This window comes from Mesorhizobium sp. P2_F5 (assembly GCF_056403715.1).
In genome coordinates, this window is sequence record NZ_JBFUEY010000001.1 from 126,599 (window position 1) to 148,280 (window position 21,682).

At 64.1% G+C, this 21,682-nt stretch carries 19 protein-coding genes; 11 read left to right on the forward strand and 8 right to left on the reverse strand.

The window, feature by feature from the left end; genetic code table 11:
- Nucleotides 1–251 precede the first annotated feature (251 nt).
- Entirely contained in the window at nt 252–737 is a 486-nt protein-coding gene (locus AC1DYO_RS00590; protein ID WP_352582306.1) for a hypothetical protein, read from the reverse strand.
- Between the two features lie 369 nt (nt 738–1,106).
- Here AC1DYO_RS00590 and AC1DYO_RS00595 point away from each other — a divergent pair, with 369 nt between their 5' ends.
- From AC1DYO_RS00595 to AC1DYO_RS00615, 5 genes are read left to right on the forward strand one after another with little or no spacing between them, the layout of a single operon-like run.
- Entirely contained in the window at nt 1,107–2,342 is a 1,236-nt protein-coding gene (locus AC1DYO_RS00595) for an ROK family transcriptional regulator (protein WP_477259302.1), read from the forward strand.
- 15 nt (nt 2,343–2,357) lie between these two features.
- Nucleotides 2,358–3,437: a Gfo/Idh/MocA family protein gene (locus tag AC1DYO_RS00600; RefSeq protein WP_477259304.1), complete on the forward strand. Its 1,080-nt coding sequence runs from the start codon at nt 2,358–2,360 to the stop codon at nt 3,435–3,437.
- Nucleotides 3,437–4,273: a sugar phosphate isomerase/epimerase family protein gene (locus AC1DYO_RS00605; protein ID WP_477259306.1), complete on the forward strand. Its 837-nt coding sequence runs from the start codon at nt 3,437–3,439 to the stop codon at nt 4,271–4,273. The genes AC1DYO_RS00600 and AC1DYO_RS00605 overlap by 1 nt, the downstream gene beginning before the upstream one ends.
- Nucleotides 4,270–5,073 (forward strand): alpha/beta fold hydrolase, encoded by an 804-nt coding sequence (locus tag AC1DYO_RS00610; protein ID WP_477259308.1) that lies wholly within the window; start codon nt 4,270–4,272, stop codon nt 5,071–5,073. The genes AC1DYO_RS00605 and AC1DYO_RS00610 overlap by 4 nt, the downstream gene beginning before the upstream one ends.
- Nucleotides 5,070–5,963 (forward strand): ROK family protein, encoded by an 894-nt coding sequence (locus AC1DYO_RS00615; RefSeq protein WP_477259310.1) that lies wholly within the window; start codon nt 5,070–5,072, stop codon nt 5,961–5,963. Before AC1DYO_RS00610 ends, AC1DYO_RS00615 begins: the two co-directional genes overlap by 4 nt.
- Nucleotides 5,964–5,988: 25 nt before the next feature.
- Here the strand turns inward: AC1DYO_RS00615 and AC1DYO_RS00620 are convergent, their stop codons facing one another.
- The 6 genes from AC1DYO_RS00620 to AC1DYO_RS00645 all read right to left on the reverse strand — a co-directional run bounded on the left by AC1DYO_RS00620 (nt 5,989) and on the right by AC1DYO_RS00645 (nt 12,714).
- Nucleotides 5,989–6,987, reverse strand: a complete 999-nt coding sequence (locus AC1DYO_RS00620; RefSeq protein ID WP_112561214.1) for an ABC transporter ATP-binding protein — start codon at nt 6,985–6,987, stop codon at nt 5,989–5,991.
- A 226-nt stretch (nt 6,988–7,213) separates the two neighbouring features.
- On the reverse strand, nt 7,214–8,275 hold the full coding sequence (locus AC1DYO_RS00625) for a Gfo/Idh/MocA family protein (RefSeq protein WP_477259312.1): 1,062 nt from the start codon (nt 8,273–8,275) through the stop codon (nt 7,214–7,216).
- Nucleotides 8,272–9,111 carry a carbohydrate ABC transporter permease gene (locus AC1DYO_RS00630; RefSeq protein WP_181056540.1) on the reverse strand — a complete coding sequence of 280 codons (840 nt, stop codon included), beginning with the start codon at nt 9,109–9,111 and terminating at the stop codon, nt 8,272–8,274. Before AC1DYO_RS00630 ends, AC1DYO_RS00625 begins: the two co-directional genes overlap by 4 nt.
- Before the next feature lie 226 nt (nt 9,112–9,337).
- Nucleotides 9,338–10,267 (reverse strand): carbohydrate ABC transporter permease, encoded by a 930-nt coding sequence (locus AC1DYO_RS00635; RefSeq protein WP_477259314.1) that lies wholly within the window; start codon nt 10,265–10,267, stop codon nt 9,338–9,340.
- A 229-nt stretch (nt 10,268–10,496) separates the two neighbouring features.
- A complete protein-coding gene (locus AC1DYO_RS00640) occupies nt 10,497–11,756 on the reverse strand; it encodes an ABC transporter substrate-binding protein (RefSeq protein ID WP_477259316.1) in 1,260 nt (419 codons plus the stop codon).
- Nucleotide 11,757: 1 nt separating this feature from the next.
- Entirely contained in the window at nt 11,758–12,714 is a 957-nt protein-coding gene (locus AC1DYO_RS00645) for an N-acetylmuramic acid 6-phosphate etherase (protein ID WP_477259318.1), read from the reverse strand.
- Between the two features lie 198 nt (nt 12,715–12,912).
- Between AC1DYO_RS00645 and AC1DYO_RS00650 the strand changes: the two genes are divergently transcribed.
- From AC1DYO_RS00650 to AC1DYO_RS00675, 6 genes are all read left to right on the forward strand, one after another.
- Nucleotides 12,913–13,791 (forward strand): glucosamine kinase nucleotide-binding domain-containing protein, encoded by an 879-nt coding sequence (locus AC1DYO_RS00650; RefSeq protein WP_477259320.1) that lies wholly within the window; start codon nt 12,913–12,915, stop codon nt 13,789–13,791.
- Complete coding sequence (locus tag AC1DYO_RS00655) at nt 13,788–14,570, forward strand: GntR family transcriptional regulator (protein WP_477259322.1); 783 nt, start codon at nt 13,788–13,790, stop codon at nt 14,568–14,570. Before AC1DYO_RS00650 ends, AC1DYO_RS00655 begins: the two co-directional genes overlap by 4 nt.
- On the forward strand, nt 14,567–15,598 hold the full coding sequence (locus tag AC1DYO_RS00660) for an SIS domain-containing protein (RefSeq protein WP_477259324.1): 1,032 nt from the start codon (nt 14,567–14,569) through the stop codon (nt 15,596–15,598). The genes AC1DYO_RS00655 and AC1DYO_RS00660 overlap by 4 nt, the downstream gene beginning before the upstream one ends.
- Complete coding sequence (gene nagA, locus AC1DYO_RS00665; RefSeq protein WP_477259326.1) at nt 15,595–16,770, forward strand: N-acetylglucosamine-6-phosphate deacetylase; 1,176 nt, start codon at nt 15,595–15,597, stop codon at nt 16,768–16,770. Before AC1DYO_RS00660 ends, nagA begins: the two co-directional genes overlap by 4 nt.
- A gap of 111 nt (nt 16,771–16,881) precedes the next feature.
- Nucleotides 16,882–17,994 carry an NAD(P)/FAD-dependent oxidoreductase gene (locus tag AC1DYO_RS00670; protein ID WP_477259328.1) on the forward strand — a complete coding sequence of 371 codons (1,113 nt, stop codon included), beginning with the start codon at nt 16,882–16,884 and terminating at the stop codon, nt 17,992–17,994.
- 59 nt (nt 17,995–18,053) lie between these two features.
- Nucleotides 18,054–20,111: an ABC transporter ATP-binding protein/permease gene (locus AC1DYO_RS00675; protein WP_477259330.1), complete on the forward strand. Its 2,058-nt coding sequence runs from the start codon at nt 18,054–18,056 to the stop codon at nt 20,109–20,111.
- Nucleotides 20,112–20,153: 42 nt separating this feature from the next.
- Here AC1DYO_RS00675 and AC1DYO_RS00680 read toward each other — a convergent pair whose 3' ends face one another.
- Nucleotides 20,154–21,665 carry a malonate--CoA ligase gene (locus AC1DYO_RS00680; RefSeq protein WP_477259332.1) on the reverse strand — a complete coding sequence of 504 codons (1,512 nt, stop codon included), beginning with the start codon at nt 21,663–21,665 and terminating at the stop codon, nt 20,154–20,156.
- Nucleotides 21,666–21,682 lie beyond the last annotated feature (17 nt).

The following is a 21,682-nucleotide window of genomic DNA, read 5'->3' on the forward strand; positions in this document are numbered from 1 at the left end:
AATGGTTCGCTGGCGGTGCCGTATGCCTGAATCATTTATCAGACAAATGACGACACTGTGAGGGCCGAAATCTAGCTGCGGACTGGATAGCCGATGGCGCGCGGCTGCGAAAGCCGCGACCGCTAGATCAGGATGACGTTTCGTTGAATCGCCATCCTGATCTAACTTTTTGTTGGAGCATGATCTTCTCCGAAAACCGGTTGCCACTTTTCGGGATCATGCTCTACGGAGCGAAATGAAACGGGCCCCTGTCAGGTCGGAAAAGTCCAGAACAGGCAGGCCAGCGTCGCCGCGGCGAAGATGACGAAGAACAGGCTTCTGAGTAGGATGTTGCGGCGCAGCTCGTTCATGGTGAAATGGCAGCCGACGATTGCCGCGGCAAACAGGAAGCGCCAGTTCAGGAGCGCCCACAGCACGCTGCTTTGGCCGAAGGCCCAGCGAGCGACGAGGCAGCCGACAATCGTCGCGAACAAGGCGATCACCGCCCAGAACAGCGCATCCGCCGCATGGGTCAGAACGATGCCGGCGGCTCGAATGGGCAGGATCATCATCAGCATGGCGCTGAAGAAGTAGACGGCGGCGAGCGGCAGGAACGAGCCGGCATCGGCAATGCCGTCCAGCCGCCTCACGCCGATCGCGCCATAGGGATAGCCGTGCCTGGCCACCGCCAGGCTGAGCGCCATGAGCAATGCGGTGAACACCGCGACCAATGCGAATGTGGAGAGAGCCTTGCTCATGCCGTTCCTTGTTTTGATGCCCTATCGGGGCCGAATCACAAGGAATGATTTTAGCGCACGGTCCAGGATTGCGCGTCAGCTTTGCTGCCTCACGAGGGCCGCATCCTCAGGCGAGCGGCGCCAAGGGTTTCGGCTCAGCTCGACGTCGCGACACAAGAGGCCGAGGCCTCTGGATGCGCCCTCGCCAGCCGCTGTCCAGTGGCCCTGCTCGAGACGCGCTAGAACCGGCATCGCATCCTCCCATGCCAATTTGTAATCTAAGGATAGAAATTATCGTTTGAAACTTGGGTCAATAGGTTCGGATGCCAAATATTTTGTTGCGGCGCACATGATTTTGGCTCTTTCAAACCGCATAGAAAGTAAATTAGTATGCCAGTCGAACAAATCATGGAGGAAGACGTGCTGGTATCGACCGATCTTCGGCCGAATGAAACGCGGGCCCTTGCGGCGATGTTTCGTGCCGGCGCGTTGAGCCGGGCAGCACTGGCGCGTGATCTCGGCCTGACCCGGTCGACCACCGGCGCCCTGGTGCTGGGGCTGACCGAAGCCGGTCTGGCGCGCGAGCGGTCGAATGGAGCGGATGACGAGCAGGACGGCGAGGGCCGGGTCGGCCGTCCCGGTATCCTGGTCGAGATCGAAGGCAATGGCGGCTTCTTCCTTGGCGCCTATATCGGCGTGAACTGGATCGCGACTGTCGCTGTCGATCTTGCCGGCACGCAGCGTGCGAGCGCCTCGCGGGCGTTTGCCGGCCCGGGCAGCACGCCTGAAGCCGCGGTCGCCATAATCAAAGAGCTCGTTTCCGAGATCCGGTCGCAATTGCCTGAGGGCACGCGCCCCTACGGGCTCAATGTCGCGGTGCCCGGCTTCCCCGCCGCTGACGGCGTCTCATACCATGCCACCATCCTTGGCTGGCACGGGGTCAATCTGGCGGAGCTTTTGGGCAATGCCTTTGGCGACGATTTTCCGATCCTGCTGGAAAACGATGCCAATGCCGTCGCGGTGGCCGAGACATACCGGCCGCAGCCGGGCAAGGACGACGAGGACGCTCTGGTCATCCTGATCGAGAACGGTGTTGGCGGCGGCATCATCAACGCCGGCAGGCTGCATCGCGGCCGGCTCGGCGGCGCCGGCGAAATCGGGCATCTGCGCATCGGCGACGAAGGTTTTGTCTTCGACGCGAAGCGCCCGGGTCGGCTGGAATCCTATGTCGGCAAGGATGCTTTACTGGCTCGCTACCTCCACATAAGCGGGCGGCGCGCCCGTGTGGATGAGTTTGTCGCGGCGCTGGCCGGCGGCGATCCGGCAGCCGTCGCCACCGCACGCGACTGGGCGCTCTGGTTCGGCCGCGGCCTGGCGACGCTTGCCTGCACCTTGCAGCCGGAGCGCATCATCCTCTCCGGCTCGGTCAATGCCATCTATCCCTTTGTCGCCGAACAGGTGGAAGCTTTCCTCTCGGACTTCCTGGCCGAAGGCTATCCCGTTCCCACAATCGAACTGTCGCGCGTCGGCGCCGACGGCCCCGCACTTGGCGCTGCCTGCCTGCTGCATCAGGCAGCCTTGTCGGGCGATCCGAAATTTCAACTTCGCGGCCTCGCCGCGCGCTAATCAGGAGAAGAATCCATGCCTCGCAAAGACGAAAAGCGGCTGCGTGTCGGGGTGCTCGGCTGCGGCCCGATTGCGCAGGCAGCGCATTTCGAATCCTGCGCCAAGGCGCGCAACGCCGATCTCTATGCCATCTGCGATGTCGCCGACGATCTGCGCGACAGGATGGCCGCGACCTACGCGCCTGGAAAATCCTATGCCGACTATGGCCAGATGCTGGCCGATCCCGACCTCGATGCCGTTATCATCGCGACATCGGACACGTTTCACGTCAAGGCGGCGGAGCTGGCGCTCGATGCCGGCAAGCATGTGCTGTGCGAAAAGCCGCTGGGCGTTTCGGTCGAGGAGGTCGAAGGCTTGCGGGCCGCTGTCGACAAGAGCGGCAAGGTGCTCCAGGTCGGCCATATGAAGCGCTTCGACCCCGGCATCCAGGCGGCAAAGGCCTTCGTCGATGACGAGATGGGCGAGCGGCTGGCGTTCAAGGGCTGGTATTGCGACAGCACCCATCGCTACCCGATGACCGACGCGGTGCAGCCGCTCATCATCACCAGCGCCAAGGCACGCAAGCCTTCGGTCAATCCCAAGGCGGATCTGCCCCAGTATTATATGCTGGCGCATGGTAGCCATCTCATCGACACGGCACGCCATCTGCAAGGACCGATCGAGGCGGTCGAGGCCCGCCTCACCGAGCGCTATGGCGCCTATTGCTGGTTCGTCACCACCATCTTCGCCGACAGTACGGTCGGCCATCTCGACCTGACGGTCGCCGTGCGCATGGACTGGCACGAAGGGTTCCAGATCTATGGCCAGAACGGCAGTGTTCTCGCGAAGACCTATAACCCCTGGTATTACAAGAGCAGTGAGGTCGACATTTTCCGCGAGGCCGATGGCAGCTGGCATCGCACGCTTGGCGCGGACGGTCACTTCTATCGCCGCCAGCTCGAAGGCTTTGCGGATGTGGTGCTGAATGGCGCGCCGATGGTCGGCGCCGGCATTGATGATGGCATCGCATCGGTCAGGGGAATGGCGGCCATCGCCCGCTCCGCCGCTGCCGGCGGCCGCGCCGTCCGTCTCGCCGACGTCGACGGGGTCGTCTGATGCAGCTTGGAATTTTCGCCAAGACATTCGTCGCCACCGGCGCCTTGCCGGTGCTGCGCGCGGTGGCGGATGCCGGCTACACGGCGGCGCAGTTCAACATGGCGTGCCTTGGCCTGCCGTCTATGCCGGACAGCATCGAGCCCGGCGCGGCCAGATCGGTCGGAATGGCCAGCGGCGAGACCAAGGTTTCAATCGCGGCCGTGTCTGGAACCTACAACATGATCCACCCGGACCGCTCGGTCCGCGAACTCGGCCTTGCCCGGCTTGAGGTGCTGGCCGCGTCATGCGCTGATCTGGGCACAAGGCTAATTACACTGTGCACCGGCACCAGGGATGCTGAGGATCAGTGGCGCTGGCATCCCGACAATGCCTCTGACGCCGCCTGGAGCGATCTTCGGGCGGAGATGGAAGCGGCGATCGCGATTGCCGAGCGCTTCGACATCGAGCTTGGCATCGAACCTGAATTGGCCAATGTCGTCTCCAGCGCCCAGTCCGCACGCCGCCTGCTCGACGAGATGAACAGTGCGCGGCTACGCATCGTGCTCGATCCAGCCAATCTGTTCGAAGTGGCGGACGGCGCAGAGCGTCATCGCCTGATCGACGAGGCCGTCGATCTGCTGGCCGGCGACATTGGCATGGCCCATGCCAAGGACCGCCATGCCGATGGCAGTTTTGCCGCCGCTGGACAGGGCGTTGTCGACTTCCCGCATTTCATCGGCCGCCTGAAAGCCGCTGGCTTTGACGGCCCCCTGATCACACATGGCCTGACGGAAGCCGAGGCGCCCGGCGTTGGCGCCTTTCTGCGCACCGTGCTGGAAGAGAGCGAGAGCGAGTGAAAAAGACCTTCAGCCGCGACGGCATCGACCTTGCCTACCGGGATGTCGGCGCCGGCCTTCCCGTCATCCTCCAGCATGGGCTGGGCGGCGATGAGGCACAGGTGGCCGATGTGTTTCCGGACCTGCCGGTCACGCGGCGCGTGACGCTCGAATGCCGTGGCCAGGGCGGATCCGGCTACGGGCCTGTCGAGCGGCTTTCGATCGCGACGTTTGCCGAGGACGTTCAAGCGCTGGCCGACGATCTCGGCATCGGTCCGGCCGTCGTCGGCGGCATTTCGATGGGCGCGGCGCTGGCGCTGCGCCTGGCGGTGCACAGGCCGGCCCGTGTCCGCGCGCTGGTGCTCGCCCGGCCTGCGTGGGTAGCTCAGGCTGCACCGGCCAATATGAAACCCTATGCCTTGGTCGGCGATCTCTTGATGCGCCATTCACCCGATGACGCCAGGCGTCTGTTCGATGAGAGTGCAGTTGCAGCCGAACTGGCCAGGCTGGCGCCGGACAATCTCAGCAGCCTACAAGGCTTCTTCACTCGCCCGGACCCGGTTCTCTTCGGCAGGCTGCTGGTGGCAATCGCGGGTGACGGTCCTGGCGTCAGCGAGGCCGACATCCGGGCGATTGCGGTGCCGACTTTGGTCATCGGCCATGACCATGACCTCGTCCATCGACTGGGCGACGCGCAGGCGCTGGCCGAGCTCATCCCCTCCGCCCGGCTTTGCACCATCACCGCGAAATCGCAGGATCGCGCCGCCTACCGGCGGGAGTTCCGTGCCCGTCTTTCGGAATTTCTGGAAACGCTCGCATGACGGATCAAACGACGGACGACACGATCGCCGTGGTCGAGATCGGCGGCACGTCGGTCAAGGTTGGCTTTGCCGACCACGGCATCCCGGTGGATTTCGCTCGCACCTATCCCACCGCGCAGCTGCGCCAAGGGTCACCGGTGGCGGGGTTGGCCGATGCTGTCACCGCGGCCTGCCGCGACGCCGGCCTCACGCCTGCGCGCGTCGTTGCGACCGTGCCTGGTTTCATCGGCCGCGATTTCGACACGGTGCTGCACACGGCCAACATTCCCGAACTGAACGGCATCCGGCTGGGCACCGAGCTGGCTTCGAAGCTCGGCATCCCTGTCCGACTCGAGCGCGACGTCGTGCTGCAATTGCTGGGCGAAAGCGTTGCCGGCGCGGTGAAGCGGCAAAAGGAGGTGCTGGCGGTTTATCTCGGCACCGGCATCGGTGCTGCCTATCTCGGCAAGGACGGCATTTTCAGGGGCGGCGGCTGGGCGCTCGAAATCGGCCATATGCCGATCTACCGGCCCGACGAAAGCGGACCGCCAAACCGGGTCGAGACCTATGCCTCGGGGGCAACGCTCGTCGAACTCGCGACGGACTACGATATCCCGGTGGCCGATCTGTTTTCGGCGACCGGGCAGCCGCCGTCGCTGCGCGAATGGCTCGATGAGATCGTCTGGCAGCAGGCGGTGACCATAGCAACGGCAGCCGCTTTGTTTTCCCCGCAGACGATCCTGATCGGCGGTGGGATCGTCGACATGAAGTCCTATCCCCGCCAGACCCTCAAACAGCGCATCGCGGAGAGCCTGCCGCATTCGCTTCTTGTCCAGCCCCTGGACATACGCTGGGCCGCCCTGGGCTGGCAGGCGGCCATTCACGGAGCGGTGCTGCTCGGCGCCGTATGATCGCCCAGGTGCTGCCCGCAGCGGATTACTTGATCGTCTTGCCGTCCGCCCCAAACCGGTATGTCTTGCCCGGCTCCGGCGTCGCATAAAGCGTCGCGCCCGGCTCCGCGTCGTAGACGCCGAAAATGCGCACTGTGATCAGCCCGGCCTTCTCGCAGTCGAGATAGAGGTTGGTGTCGGCGCCGAGATGTTCGGCATGCACCACCGTTCCCTTCCAGGCGCCGGATTTCGCATCGACCGTCAGATGCTCCGGCCGCACGCCGATGGTCTTGGCTGTCTCGCCCAGCCGCGCGCCATCGATGAAGTTCATCTTCGGGGAGCCGATGAAGCCGGCGACAAATTCATTTGCCGGCGAATTGTAGAGCTCCATCGGTCCGCCGATCTGCTCGATCTTGCCGGCGTTGAGCACGACGATCTTGTCGGCCAGCGTCATCGCCTCGACCTGATCGTGGGTGACGTAGATCATCGTCGCCTTCAGCCGCCGGTGCAGCTGCGCGATCTCCAGCCGCGTGTTGACGCGCAGCGCCGCATCGAGGTTCGACAGCGGCTCGTCGAAGAGAAACAGTTTCGGCTCGCGCACAACGGCGCGGCCGATGGCGACGCGCTGGCGCTGGCCGCCCGACAGTTCCGCCGGCCGCCGCTCGAGATAGGGTTCCAGCGACAGCATCGACGAGGCGATGCCGATGCGGCGGTCGATCTCGGCCGCCGGTGTGCCGGCCTGCTTGAGGCCAAGGCCCATATTGTTCTTCACGGTCAGATGCGGGTAGAGCGCATAGGTCTGGAACACCATGGCGATGCCGCGTTTTGCTGGTGGCGTCGCCGAGACATCAGCGCCGTCGATCACCACCCGGCCCGAGGTCGAATCCTCCAGTCCGGCAATGACCCTGAGCAAGGTTGACTTGCCGCAGCCCGAGGGGCCGACGAAGACGACGAATTCGCCGTCGGTCACTTCGAGGTTGATGCCTTTCAGCACCTCGACCGGCCCGAAGGCCTTCTTCACATTCTCGATTACCAGCGAGCCCACGGCAGTCCTCCAAATTGATGAGTAGGCGCCAAGGCACCCCCCTCTGGCCTGCCGGCCATCTCCCCCTCAAGGGGGGAGATTAGCGGCTTCGACCAAGGCATTCTTCCTGCAAAGTCGGTGATTGGCGAAAGCAGACGCGACAGCTGATTCCCCCCCCTGAGGAGGAGATGGCCGGCAGGCCAGAGGGGGGCAGTGCCGGCCGCAACTCTCGAAAACAATCCATATGTCACAGACGCACCGCCTTTCCGCTGCGCACGCTCTCATCGGCGGCAAGGCAGACGGCCAGCGACTTCACTGCGTCGTCCATGTGGCGGGTCAGGTCGATGTCTTCCCGGATCGCCTTCAGCACAAAGGCCTGTTCGAGGTCGCAGAGATCCTGGTGGCCGGGTTCGCCTTCCATCGACAGCATCTCGTCCGGTCTGACGAATTTGCCGTCCGCCCCGGTTGCGGCGCTGTGCAGGCGGATGGTCGAGGTCTTGGTGTGAGTGTCGATGTCGTCGGACTTCACACCCTCCTTCATGACGATCGACACGCAGCCATTGGCCGAAATCACGTCCTTCACGAAGAACGCCGTCTCCGAAATCATCGGTCCCCAGGCGGCCTCGTACCAGCCGACCGAGCCGTCATCGAACAGCACCTGGAGATGGCCGTAATTGTACATGGTCGGCGCAATTTCCTCGGTCAGCCGCAGCCCCATGCCGCGCACCTCGACCGGCTTGGCGTCGGTGATCTGCAGCATCACGTCGAGATAGTGCACGCCGCAATCGACGATCGGCGACGTCGTCTGCATCAGCTGCTTGTGCGTCTGCCAGGTCGGGCCTGACGATTGCTGGTTGAGGTTCATGCGGAACACGTAAGGGCCGCCGAGCTTGCGCGCCTCGGCGATCAGCCTGACCCAGGACGGATGATGGCGCAGGATATAGCCAATCACCAGTTTCCGGCCGTTAGCCTTTGCCGCCGCAACGACGCGCTTGGCGTCGGCCACCGTCGTCGCCAGCGGCTTTTCGACAAAGACATGGCAGCCGGCCTCGAACGCCTTCACCGCATAGTCGGCATGGCTGTCGGAATAGGTGGCGATGCAGGCCACGTCCGGCTTTTCATCGCGCAACGCGTCGTCGAAAGAGCGCCTTATGCCATAGCCCGACAGCCCTTCCGGCAGCGGCACGTCGGAACGGTTGATGAGTGCCGCGATCTCGAAGCCCGGATTGTTATGATAGGCCAGCGCATGGCTGTGGCCCATATTGCCGAGACCGGCGACGACAACGCGAAGAGGCTTTTCTAAACTCACTTGACGGCTCCGGAAGTAATGCCGCGGATCAGCTGCCGCGAGAAGATGACGTAGAGGATCAGCACCGGCATGATCGCCAGAGAGAGTGCAGCCAGGATGGCGTTCCAGTTGGTGACGAACTGGCCGAGGAAAAGCTGCGCGCCGAGCGTCACCGTCTTGGTCTCTTCCGACGGCGCCAGGATCAGCGGGAACCACAGATCGTTCCAGATCGGGATCATGGTGAAGACGGCGACCGTCGCCATCGACGGTCGCACCAGCGGCAGCACAAGCCGGAAGAAGATGGTGTATTCCGACAGGCCGTCGATGCGGCCGGCATTCTTCAGATCGTCGGACACCTGCTTCATGAATTCCGACAAGATGAAGACGGCGAGCGGCAGGCCCTGCGCGGTGTAGACCAGGATCAGCGCCGTCAGCGTGTTGACCAGCCCGCTCGCCACCATCAATTGCAGGATGGCGACGGTGCCCAACCGGATCGGGATCATGATGCCGAGCGCGAGGTAAAGCCCCATCAGCGTGTTGCCGCGGAAGCGGTATTCCGACAGCGCGAACGCCGCCATGGCGCCGAACAGGAGCACGAAGAACAGCGAGGCGACGGTGACGACGAGGCTGTTCTGGAAATAGTGGATGAAGTCGCCCTGGCCGATCACGGTGGTGTAGCCGATCAGGTCGAACGTCTTCGGCGTCGGCGGCGTCAGCGGCTCGCTGAAGATGCCGGCGCGCGATTTGAACGAATTCATGATGACCAGGATCACCGGAAACAGCGCGATCACCGTGTAGGTTAGCAAGATCGCGTGGGCGCCGATGGTGCGGGGTAGCGAACGGGTAGCGGTGCTCATTGGAATATCTCCTGACGAGCTGAAGCAAGAGAGGTTGGTGCCAAGGCACCCCCCTCTGTCCTACCGGACATCTCCCCCTCAAGGGGGGAGATCAGCAGCTTGAGGCTCGGCGCCTTTTCTCCAAAGCTGGAGATTTGCGAAGCCAATCGTGCCATCCAATCTCCCCCCTTGAGGGGGAGATGCCTGGCAAGGCAGAGGGGGGTGTTCAAGCTCGACATCTCGCTCCTCAGAACTGGTAGCGACGCAGGCGCGTCTGGACGAGGAACAGGTAGACGCAGACGCCGCTGAGGATGATCAGGAACATCATCGTGGCAATCGCCGCGCCCATATTGGGATCGCCGACCTGCAGCTGGAAGCCGAAGAAGGCGCGGTAGAGGAAGGTGCCCAGAATATCGGTCGAATAGTTCGGCCCGGCCAGCGCCCCTTGCGCGGTGTAGATCAGATCGAAGGCGTTGAAATTGCCGACGAAGGTGAGGATCGAGATGATGCCGATCGACGGCAGGATCAGCGGCAGCTTGATCTTCCAGAACTGCGACATGCCGGTGATGCCGTCGCATTCGGCGGCTTCGATCACCTCTTCGGGGATCGACAGCAGGGCAGCATAGATCAGCATCATCGGGATGCCGATGAACTGCCACACCGAAATCAGGCTGAGCGCGGTCAGCGCGTATTGTTCCTTGCCGAGCCAAGGCGTGAACAAGCTTTTCAAGCCGACAAGATCCATCAGATGCGGCGCCACCCCCCATAGCGGCGACAGGATCAGCTTCCAGGCGAAGCCGACAATGACGAAGGACAGGATCGTCGGTACGAAGATCGCCGTGCGGTAGAAGGCGGCAAACCTCAGCCTCGGGCTGGACAGCAAGGCCGCCAGCATGACGCCGATCGGGTTCTGCACCAGCATGTGGATGATGAAGAACCAGACATTGTTCCTCAGCGCGTTCCAGAAATTGACCGACCAGTTGGGATCGCCGAACAAAGTGCGGAAATTTTCGAAGCCGACGAAGACCTGGTGCTGCTCGATGTTGCGGAACAGCGACAGCTGCAGCGTGCCGGCCAGCGGCAGGATCATGATCGCCGTATAGACCAGCAGCGCCGGCGCCAGGAAGATGCCGATATGCCAGCGGAACGGTCGTTTCGGTCGTGTTTCTGCGGCCATGAGTGCGGTCCCCGCCGTCTCTCGGTTCCAAAAGGGTGTCGATGCCAGATGATGCCTCGATGCACGGCCCCGATGTCCTTGCCCGGCATGGGCAGGACGAAGGCCTGAGACTGGTCAGCTAGCCTTTCCCCACAAGAAGGAGGGTAAGGCCGAGAGGCAGTGCCGACAATCGCAATCTGTAAATTGAAGGCCGGCCGGGCACGCGCCCGACCGGTCTGTCTGTGAGCTCTTACTTGGCCGGCTTGTACCAGCTGTCGAGACCGGTCTGCAGCTTCTTGGCGGCAGCTTCCGGCGTATCGGTGCCGTTGATGACGTTGGCCGATTCAACCCAGGTCTCGTTTTCCAGGTTCGGCGTGCCGCGCGACAGGACCTGGTAGGTCGAGCGGATCGTCGACTTGCACTTGCCGCGCCAGGAAACGAATTCCTGCGCCAGCGGGTCTTCCATCTTCACCGGGGTGTTGTTCAGGCTGAAGAAGCCCGGCAGCGCGTTGGCGTAGATGGTGGCGAAGTCCGGTGAGGCGACCCAGGACAGGAAGGTCTTGGCCGCGTCGGCATTCTTCGAGGCCGCGTTCAGGCCGATGCCGATATCGGTATGGTCGGAGATGTAGCAGGTGTCGCCGGCCTTCTGCACCGGCGGCGGGAAGGCGCCCATCTTGAACTGGGCCTGGGTGTTGAACAGGCCGATCTCCCACGAGCCGGCCGGGTAGATGGCGGCGCGGCCGAGCGTGAACAGGTTCTGGCTGTCCGGATAGGTCTGCGCCTCGAAGCCGTCGCCGAGATAAGGCTTCCATTTGGCAATTTCGGCAAAAGGCGCGACCCAGTCGGCGTCGGTCAGCTTCTGCTCGCCCTTGATCAGGGCTGCGCGGCCATCCTCGCCCTTCCAGTAGTTCGGGCCGATGTTCTGGTAACCCATGGTCGCGGCTTCCCAGAGATCCTTGGTGCCCATCGCCATCGGGATGTAGGTGCCGTCGGCCTTGATCTTGTCGAGCGCGGCGTAGAACTCCTCATTGGTGGTCGGCACCTTGATGCCGAGCTTGTCGAAGGCGTCCTTGTTGTAGATGAAGCCGTGGATGACGGAAGCCATCGGCACGCAGAAGCTCGACTTGCCGTCGTCGGTCTGCCAGGCGGCCTTGGCGACCGGCGAGAAGTTTTCCATGCCGGGCAGCGCCGAGATGTCGGCGAGATTGCCTTTTTGATAGAGCACCAGGGACTTGTCGAACGGGCGGCAAGTGATCAGGTCGCCCGCCGAACCGGCGGCGAGCTTGGCGCCGAGGGCGGCGTCATATTCGGTCGGAGCCGTCGGTGCGAACACCACCTTGATGCCGGGGTTCTTGGCTTCGAAGGCCGGGATCAGCTTGTCCTTCCAGATGGCAAGGTCGTCGGTGCGCCAGCTTTCGATGTTGAGCGTTACGTCATCGGCGTGAGCCAACCCGGCGGTGCAGAGAATGCTGGTGCCGAGAAGCAGTGCCGTCAGTAGTTTCGTTGTCATGCTAGTCTCCCTGTTGACCTTTTTCAGGTTCGGTTTTGAGAACAGGGGCCTTCGCGCCCTTGTTCCCCTCGATCGCGGAAAGTGCTGGCCTGAGCTTCTGGCCGGTCCCTTCCAGTATCTTCTCGGCCGCATCGGCGTTGGCAGCGCCGGCGGCGAGCAGAATGGCAGTCTTGACAACGCCGCCGCTCGCTTCGAGCAGGCGCGCGGCGGCGTCCTTGTCGTGGCCGCTGATCGCGGCGACGATGCGTGCCGCGCGGTCGCGCAGCTTGATGTTGTCGGCGGTGAGATTGACCATGTAGCCGTCATGGACATGGCCGAGATGGATGGCGGTGAGCGTCGACAGCATGTTGAGCGCGATCTTCTGCGCGGTTCCGGCGCCCATGCGCGTCGAGCCTGCAATCACCTCCGGCGGCGTTTCCAGCAGGATGGCGACATCGGCCAGCTTGAGCAGCGGCGTGTCCTTGTTGTTGGCTATCGCGATGGTTGCAGCGCCGCGGTCGCGCGCATCCTTCAGCGCCTGGACCGCATAAGGTGTCGAGCCGCTGGCCGAAAGCGCGATCAGGCAGTCGCCCTTGCCGATGCCGGCGCCAGCAACCGCCGCCGAGGCTTCGTCGGTGTCGTCTTCCGGCCCGCCGGCCAGCGTCTTGAAAGCTTCGTCGCCGCCGGCAATCAGGATGACGATGCGCTCGCGCTTGATGCCGAACGTGCCGGGCAATTCCAGTGCGTCGGCCAGCGCCATCAGGCCGGAGCTGCCGGCCGCCGCATAGGCGAGCTTGCCGCCGCCGTTCAGCCGGCCGGCGATAATCTCGGCTGCGGCAGCGATGGCGGGAATGGCGTCGCGGACGGCCTTGGCGGCCTCGATCTGTGCATTGACCAAAGAAGAAAGGATGGCGTCCGGGGCCTGGATGTCCAGTCCCTCGGCATTCCTGTGAAGCGCTTCGGTGCGCGGTTCGGCCATCCCTGTTCCTCCGATGAAAGAACAATACCAAAAAAATACCACTTGTCCACACGCATTAACGGATTTGGGCGCCGGAAATCGCTGAGCCGACGAATTTCCTAGGTTTTTCAATAAAATACGCCTTAATCTTTTTGAAACGGAAATTAATCCTTGGCTATTGGTATTTTATTGGTATTATCCGCCCGGAGGAGAAATCGCGTGAATTTCGTGCTCGGTATCGATGGCGGCGGCACCAGCTGCAGGGCAGCCCTTGCGACAGGCGATGGCGCTGTCATTGGCCGTGCCAAAAGTGGCGCCGCCAACATCCGCACCGATCTCACCGGCGCCAGGACCCATATCGTCGAGGCGGCACGTCAGGCTTTCATCGCCGCCGGGCAAGACCCGGACCTGATCCCGCAGACACCAGCCATTCTTGGCCTTGCCGGCGCCAATGTCGGCACCTATCGACAGCAGCTCGAAGCGATCCTGCCGTTCAGCATCAGTCGCGTTGAGACCGACGCCGAGATCGCGCTCGAAGGCGCTGTCGGCTCGGGCGATGGCGCCATGGCCATCCTCGGCACCGGCACCGCCTATATGGCGCGCAAGGGCGGCACATCGCGCGCCATTGGCGGCTGGGGTTTTCAGGTCGGCGACCAGGGCAGCGGCGCCCGCATCGGTCGCGATCTGCTGGAACAGTCGCTGCTTGCCCATGACGGCGTCCGACCGGGCTCGCCGCTGACCGACAGCATGATGGCGACCTTCCGCAACAATCCCGAAGACGTGGTCGAGTTCACCACCAACGCCAAGCCCGGCGATTTCGGTGGCTTCGCGCCCAAAGTGTTCGAGCATGCGCAAAAGGGCGACGCGGTCGCCAACTGGATCGTCGACAAGGCAGTCGTCGATGTCGAGGCGTCGCTTGGCGCGCTCGACCTCTCACGCGACGCCCCGCTCTGCCTGCTCGGCGGGCTGGCGCCGCTTTATGCGCCGCGCCTTTCCCAACGCTACCAGGTATTGCTGAAGGCGCCGCTCGACGACGCGCTGGGTGGCGCCGTGCAGATGGCGGCCCGCATCTTCGCCAAAGCGGAGGCGGCACGATGAGCGAGGCCGCCGACCAGATCTTCGCCACGCTGAAGCAATCGTCGCAAAGCGGTGCGCCGCTCTATCTGCAGCTGAGGAAAAGCATCGAGGACGCCGTCAATCGCGGCCTGATCGGACCGGGCGATGCCCTGCCCTCCGAACGCGACATCGCGACCAAGGCGGATATTTCGCGCGTCACCGTGCGCAAGGCGGTGCAGGATCTGGTCAAGGGCGGCATCCTTGTGCAGCGCCACGGCTCCGGCACCTTCGTCGCGCCACGCATGGAGCGCGTCGAGCAGTCGCTGTCGCGGCTCACGTCTTTCACCGAAGACATGGCCCGGCGCGGCATGGCCGTGCGTTCGGCCTGGCTTGACCGCGGCCTTTACGCGCCCTCGCCAGACGAGATGATGGTGCTCGGCCTGTCATCGAACGAATTGGTGGCGCGCGTGTCGCGCCTGCGCATCGCCAACGACACGCCGCTGGCCATCGAACGCGCCTCGCTGTCGGCCAGCGCGCTGCCCGATCCGGCCGGAATAGGCTCGTCGCTCTACGCAGCGCTGGAATTGACAGGCAACCGGCCGGTGCGCGCGGTGCAGCGCATTTCCGCCGCCAATCTCGGCGATGCCGATGCGCGCCTGCTCGAAGTGCCGCCGGGCGTTGCCGGCCTGCATATCGAACGCATTTCCTATCTGGCGAGCGGCAAGGTGATCGAGTTCACCCGCTCCATCTACCGAGGCGACGCCTATGATTTCGTCGCCGAATTGCGCCTGACAGGGCCGAGCGAAGAGGGCCGACCATGATCCCCAACACCACCCATATGCGGCGCGAGATCGATGAGATTCCCGAAGCCGTCGCGCGCCTGCTGGACGGCTCGGCGGCAGTGCTGACCGAGGCCGGACGCGGCATCCGCGAACGCGATCCGAGCTTCGTCGTCACCGTCGCGCGCGGCTCGTCCGACCATGCGGCCACCTTCATGAAATATGCCGTCGAGCTGACCGCCGGTCTGGCCGTCGCGTCGGTCGGCCCGTCGATCGCCTCGATCTACGGCGCCAAGCTCAAGCTCGCGGGGTCGGCTTGCCTGGCCATCTCGCAGTCGGGCAAGAGCCCCGACATCGTTGCCATGGCCGAAACGGCGCGGGCCGGCGGATCGCTCACCGTTGCGATCACCAACACCGCCGATTCGCCGCTGGCGAGGGCCTCGGATTTCGCCATCGACATTCTGGCCGGGCCCGAACGCAGCGTCGCGGCGACGAAAACCTTCGTCAATTCGGCGGTCGCCGGCCTGGCGCTGATGGCGCATTGCACCGGCGACGACAAGCTGCTGGCCGCCCTTGCCCGCCTGCCCGAACATTTCAGCAAGGCGATCGCTTGCGACTGGATGGCGCTGGCTGGTGCATTGGAGACGCCGCAGTCGCTGTTCATCCTTGGCCGCGGCCCGTCCGCGGCGATGGCCAACGAGGCGGCACTGAAGTTCAAGGAGACCTGCGGCATGCATGCCGAGGCCTATAGTGCCGCCGAAGTCATGCACGGCCCACTGGCGCTGGTCGGGCCGGGCTTTCCGGTGCTGGCGCTGGCCGCCCGCGATGCCTCGGAGCCGTCCGTGGCCGAAGCCGCCGACAACCTCGCCGGCAAGGGCGCCGCCGTCTTCATCACCTCGGACAAGTCCAGGAGCGCGAGGCCGCTGCCGCATGTCGCCACGGGTCATCCGTTGACCGACCCGCTGACGCTGATCGTGTCCTTCTACGGCTTCGTCGAGGCCTTCGCCCGCCATCGCGGCCTCGATCCGGATGTGCCGCGCAATCTGCGCAAGGTGACGGAAACCATATGAGCGACCGCTGCGCACTGACTGGCGCCCGCATTTTCGACGGCGACGACTGGCACGACAATGCCGCCCTTATTGTGCATGGCGGTTTGGTCGAGGCCATTGTCTCCGACGGCGCCATTCCGTCCGGCGTTGCCCGGATCGATACCGGCGGCGGCATGCTTGCGCCGGGCTTCGTCGACCTACAGGTCAATGGCGGCGGCGGCGTCATGCTCAACGACCATCCCGATGTCGCTTCGCTTGCAACCATTTGCCGGGCGCATGCGCCATTCGGCACCACGGCGCTGCTGGTGACGCTGATCACCGACACGCCTGCGATCACCGCCGCGGCCATTGGTGCCGGCGCCGAGGCGGCACGGCAGAAGCTGCCGGGATTTCTCGGCCTGCATCTCGAAGGGCCGCATCTCTCCATCGCCCGCAAGGGCGCGCATGATCCGGCGCTGATCCGGCCGATGACGGATGCGGATGAAGCCGCCCTGATCGCGGCGCGCAAAAACCTGCCGGTGCTGCTGACGACGATCGCGCCGGAATCCGTCGAGCCTAGCCGCGTCGCTACACTTGCCAAAGCCGGCATCGTCGTCAGCCTCGGCCATTCCGACACCGGCTACGCCACGGCAAGGACCTTCGCCGACGCTGGCGCGTCTGTCGTCACGCATCTGTTCAACGCCATGAGCCAGATCGGCAACCGGGAGCCGGGGCTGGCCGGTGCGGCCATCGACATAGGCGGCCTGTGGGCCGGCATCATTGCCGACGGCATCCATGTCGACCCGGCCACCATGCTGATCGCGCTGCGCGCCAAGCAGGGACCGGGCAGGATCGTGCTGGTCACCGACGCCATGGCGACGATCGGCACCGACATGACCTCGTTCACCCTCAACGGGCGCATCATCTACCGCAAGGACGGCAGCCTGCGGCTTGCCGACGGCACGCTCGCCGGGGCCGATCTCGATATGATCTCGGCCGTCCGCTATGTGCATAGGGTTGTCGGGCTGGACCTCTCCGAGGCCTTGCGCATGGCCTCGCTCTATCCGGCGCAAGCGGTCGGCCAGGCACACCGGCTCGGTCGCTTCGCCAACGGCACCGCCGCCGATATTGTTGCCTTGTCGGACAACCTCGACGTCAACGGCGTGTGGATCGGCGGCGACAGGGTTTTTGCACGCGGGGGAAGTCCGCGCTAAAGCAATTCCAGGAAAAGTGTGAGCGGTTTTCCGTCCGGAATTGCGTCAAGAACAAAAAGATCGAGCGGTTCGCCGTTTCTCCGAAACGGTGAACCGCGATAGAGTCCCGCCATGCATGATATCGATTGCGTTGTTGCCGGGGCGGGTGTGGTCGGCCTCGCCATTGCTCGCGCGCTGGCGCTGTCTGGCCGCGAGGTGCTGGTGGTCGAGAAGGCCAATGCCATCGGCACGGGCACCAGTTCGCGCAATTCGGAAGTCATCCATGCCGGGCTCCACTATGCGCCGGGCAGCCTGAAAGCCCGGCTCTGCATCGACGGGCGCGAGTTGCTCTATGCATATTGCCGCGAGCACGGCGTCGCCCACCGCCGCACCGGCAAGCTGATCGTTGCCGTCGAACCCGACCAGTTGGACAGGTTGCGTGCGATCCAGACCAATGCGCGGAACTGCGGGGTTGGCGATCTCACGCTTTTGACGCGCGCAGAGGCCGAAAGCCTCGAACCCGCGCTGACCTGCGCCGGTGCGCTGCTGTCGCCGTCAACCGGCATCGTCGACAGCCAGGCGCTGATGCTGTCGCTGCGCGGCGACGCGGAAGCGGCCGGCGCCTCCGTTGCTTTGCTCACTGTTGTCGCTGGCGCGGCCATAGAAGCCGGCGGGATTCGGATCGACACGCGCGACGCCGATGGCGAGCGTTTCAGGCTACAGGCCGGTGCCTTCGTCAACGCAGCCGGCATCGATGCCCAGGCATTGGCCAGACGCATCGAAGGCTTCCCGCAAGACCTCGTTCCGCCGCTATGGCTGGCGCGGGGCAATTATTTCGCGCTGTCCGGCGGCTCGCCGTTTTCGCGGCTGATCTATCCGGTGCCTGTTCATGGCGGCCTTGGTGTGCACCTGACCCTCGACCTCGGCGGCAGCGCGCGCTTTGGTCCGGATGTCGAATGGATCGATCATGCCGATTATTCCGTCGATCCCACACGAAGCGCCGCCTTCTATGCGGAGATCAGGCGCTACTGGCCCGGCCTTGCGGACGACACCCTGCAACCGGCCTATGCCGGTGTCAGGCCAAAACTGTCCGGTCCGGGTCAGCCGGCGGCAGATTTCATTGTCCAAGGCCCGGCCGACCATGGCGCTGGGCCGATCGTCAATCTGTTCGGCATCGAGAGCCCCGGCCTGACGGCAAGCATGGCGATCGCTGACCATGTCGTGGAGCTGCTCAGCCTGAAATGACGGGCTGGTACCATCTCAAGCCATGAAACCTTTTGATTTTGAGGCCGTTGTCGGGGCGTATGTCCGAGGCGAAACCCAAATCGAAACCGACCGACGGCATCAAACCGAGCGATGCCCCGAAGTCGCGCCGGGAAAAGCCGTCACGACAAAAGCCGCGCGACCGACGAACGGGCGAGGAGAAGCCGCGCGAAAAGAAGCCAACGCCCGTCGACGCAACGCCGGAGGTCGACGGCCAGGCGGGGCCGCCGCCGGAAGCTATCGAACCCGATCCGCAGCTGACGCCCGAAGAGGCCGAGCAGGCGCGCAAGAAATACCTGCTGCGGCGTTTCTGGATCAGCGCGCGCGGCTACTGGAGCCGGCGCGGCGACCGGCTCGCCTGGCCATTCACGATCGGAGTGCTGCTGCTGATCTGCATCAACATCGGTTTCCAGTATGGCATCAATGTCTGGAACCGCTCGATGTTCGATGCCCTCGAGCAGCGGAACGCCCGCTCAGTCTATTTCCTCAGCGCCGTATTCGTGCCGCTGGTGATCTGCAGCGGCAGCCTTGTCGTCGCGCAGGTCTACCTGCGCATGACGATCCAGCGCCGCTGGCGTTCCTGGCTGACCACCGGGGTCGTCGCGCGCTGGCTGGCAAACGGCCGCTACTACCAGCTGAATCTCGTGGGCGGCGACCACCAGAACCCCGAGGCCCGCATGACCGAGGATCTGCGCATCGCCACCGAGTCGCCGGTCGATTTCATCGCCGGCGTCCTCAACGCGTTCCTGTCGGCCTCGACCTTCATCGTCGTGCTGTGGACCATCGGCGGCGCGCTCACCCTGCCGATCGGCGGCGAGAGCATCACCATTCCCGGCTTCCTGGTCATCACCGCGATCATCTATGCCGCCATCACCTCGACCTCGATGGTGGTCATCGGCCGCAATTTCGTCCAGCTCTCCGAGCGGAAGAACCAGGCGGAGGCCGAACTGCGCTACACGCTGACGCGCGTGCGCGAAAACGGCGAGAGCATCGCCTTGCTGGGCGGCGAGGAGGAGGAGCGCAGCGGCATCGACAGGAATTTCGGCCATGTGCTGAGGCAATGGGCGCTGCTGACCGGACAGCACATGCGCACGGCGGCGGTGTCGCAGGGATCGAGCCTGTTTGCGCCGGTCGTGCCGATCCTGCTGTGCGCGCCAAAATTCCTCGAAGGCTCGATGACGCTTGGCGAGGTGATGCAGGCGGCGTCTGCCTTTGGCATCGTGCAAGGCGCGTTCGGCTGGCTGGTCGACAACTATCCGCGTCTCGCCGACTGGAACGCCTCCGCGCGGCGCATTGCCTCGCTGATGATGTCGCTCGACGGGCTCGAGCGCGCCGAGCAGAGCGATGCGCTCGGACGCATCAACCGGGGCGAAACCGAAGACGGCGCCATCCTCAGCCTCGACAATCTTTCCGTGACACTCGACGACGGCACCTCCGTGGTCAAGGAAACAAAGGTTGAGATCGAGCCGGGCGAGCGGGTGCTGGTGGCAGGCGAATCTGGTTCAGGCAAGTCGACGCTGGTGCGGGCAGTCGCGGGCCTATGGCCATGGGGCGGCGGCAACGTCAATTTCCACGCCGACAGGCGCCTGTTCATGCTGCCGCAACGCCCCTACATCCCCACCGGCACGCTTCGCCGCGCAGTCGCCTATCCCGCGGCGGCGGACAAGTGGACGATCAAGCAGATCAAGGCTGCCCTCAACAAGGTGGGGCTCGGCTATCTCACCGACAGGATTAAGGAAGACGCGCCATGGGACCAGACGCTGTCGGGTGGCGAGAAGCAACGCCTCGCCTTCGCGCGCCTGCTGCTGCATCGCCCGGATATCGTGGTGCTGGATGAAGCGACCTCGGCGCTCGACGAGAAGAGCCAGGACACGATGATGGTGACGGTGATCCGCGAACTGCCTGATGTCACCATCATCAGCGTGGCGCACCGCGCGGAGCTGGAAGCCTTCCATAGCCGCAAGATCACCCTGGAGCGGCGGGAGGGCGGCGCCAAACTCGTCAGCGATGTCGACCTCATCCCGCGCAAGCGCAAACGCAGCTTGCTTAATCGCGCTCTGTGGGGTTCCGGCACGCGGATCGAGAGGCCTCGCAAGTAAGGCGACACTGCCGAACCGCGAACACATTTAGCCGGCTTCCGATCAGCCGTAGAGGCCTTTGTAGGTGTCGCGCAACAGGTTCTTCTGCACCTTGCCCATCGTGTTGCGCGGCAGCTCGTCGACGAAGATTACCTGCTTCGGGTGCTTGTATTTCGCCAGCCGGCCGGCAATGGCGCCAACGATCTCGGCGCCGGTGATTTGCGAGGCCGGCGCCCGCACCACGACAGCGGTAACGCCTTCGCCGAAATCGGGATGGGCAATGCCGATGACCGCACTTTCCGAGACGCCGGCAAGCGCGTCGATCTCGCTCTCGATCTCCTTCGGGTAGATGTTGTAGCCGCCCGATATGATCAGGTCCTTGCCACGGCCGACAATATGGACATAGCCGTCCGTGTCGATGATGCCGAGGTCGCCAGTGATGAAGAAGCCGTCGTCGCGGAACTCCGCCTTGGTTTTCTCCGGCATGCGCCAATAGCCGGAAAAGACATTCGGCCCCTTCACCTCGATCATGCCGACCTCGCCCCGGGCAACGGCAGCACCACTGTCGGGATCGGCTATGCGCAGCAAAACGCCGGGCAGCGGGAAGCCGACCGTGCCGGCCCGGCGCTCGCCCTCATAGGGGTTCGAGGTATTCATGTTGGTCTCGGTCATGCCGTAGCGCTCGAGGATCGCGTGGCCGGTCAGTTCGCGCCAGGCCTTGTGCGTTTCGGCAAGCAGCGGCGCCGAGCCGGAAATGAACAGGCGGATGTTTTTCGCAGCCTGGGCGTCCAGTCCCTCCTGCTGCAACAGCCTGGTATAGAAGGTCGGCACACCCATCAGCACCGTGGCGCGCGGCAAAAGCGAGACGATGCGGCTCGCGTCGAATTTCTGCTCGAATAGCATCGAGGCGCTGGCCATCAGGGTGACGTTGGTGGCGACGAACAGGCCGTGCGTGTGGAAGATCGGCAGCGCGTGGATCAGCATGTCTTCCCCAGTGAAGCGCCATTGCTCGACCAGCACGCGCGCATTGGAGGCCAGGTTTTCGTGGCTGAGCATGGCGCCTTTCGAGCGGCCGGTGGTGCCCGATGTGTAGAGGATTGCGGCCAGATCGTCGGGCCCGCGCGCCACATCGTCGAAATTCGGCGGCTGCTGCGCGGCATAATCGGTCAGCGAGCCTTCGCCATTGCGGCCGAGCGTGGCGGTGGCGGCGCCTGACGCCTGCGCCAACGGGGCGATGTCGCCTGCCCGCGCCGGGTCACAGACGACCAGCCGCGGCTCGGCATCGCCGAAGAAATAACCGAGCTCCGTCAGCGTGTAGGCGGTGTTGAGCGGCAGGAAGACCGCGCCGGCGCGAAGGCAGGCGAGGTAAAGGAAAATGCAATCGGGGCTTTTTTCAACCTGCACCGCGACGCGGTCGCCCGGCTCGACACCGAGATGCTTCAGCGCCTGTGCTAATTGCGCCGACCGCGCCAGCATGTCGCCATAGCAGATCGAGCGTCCGTCATCGGTCTCCATCAGGGTGCGCTCGGGCGCTGATATGCGGTCGCGAAAGGCGTCGAACAGGTGATTGCTCATGCGTCTTCCCTAGCGCA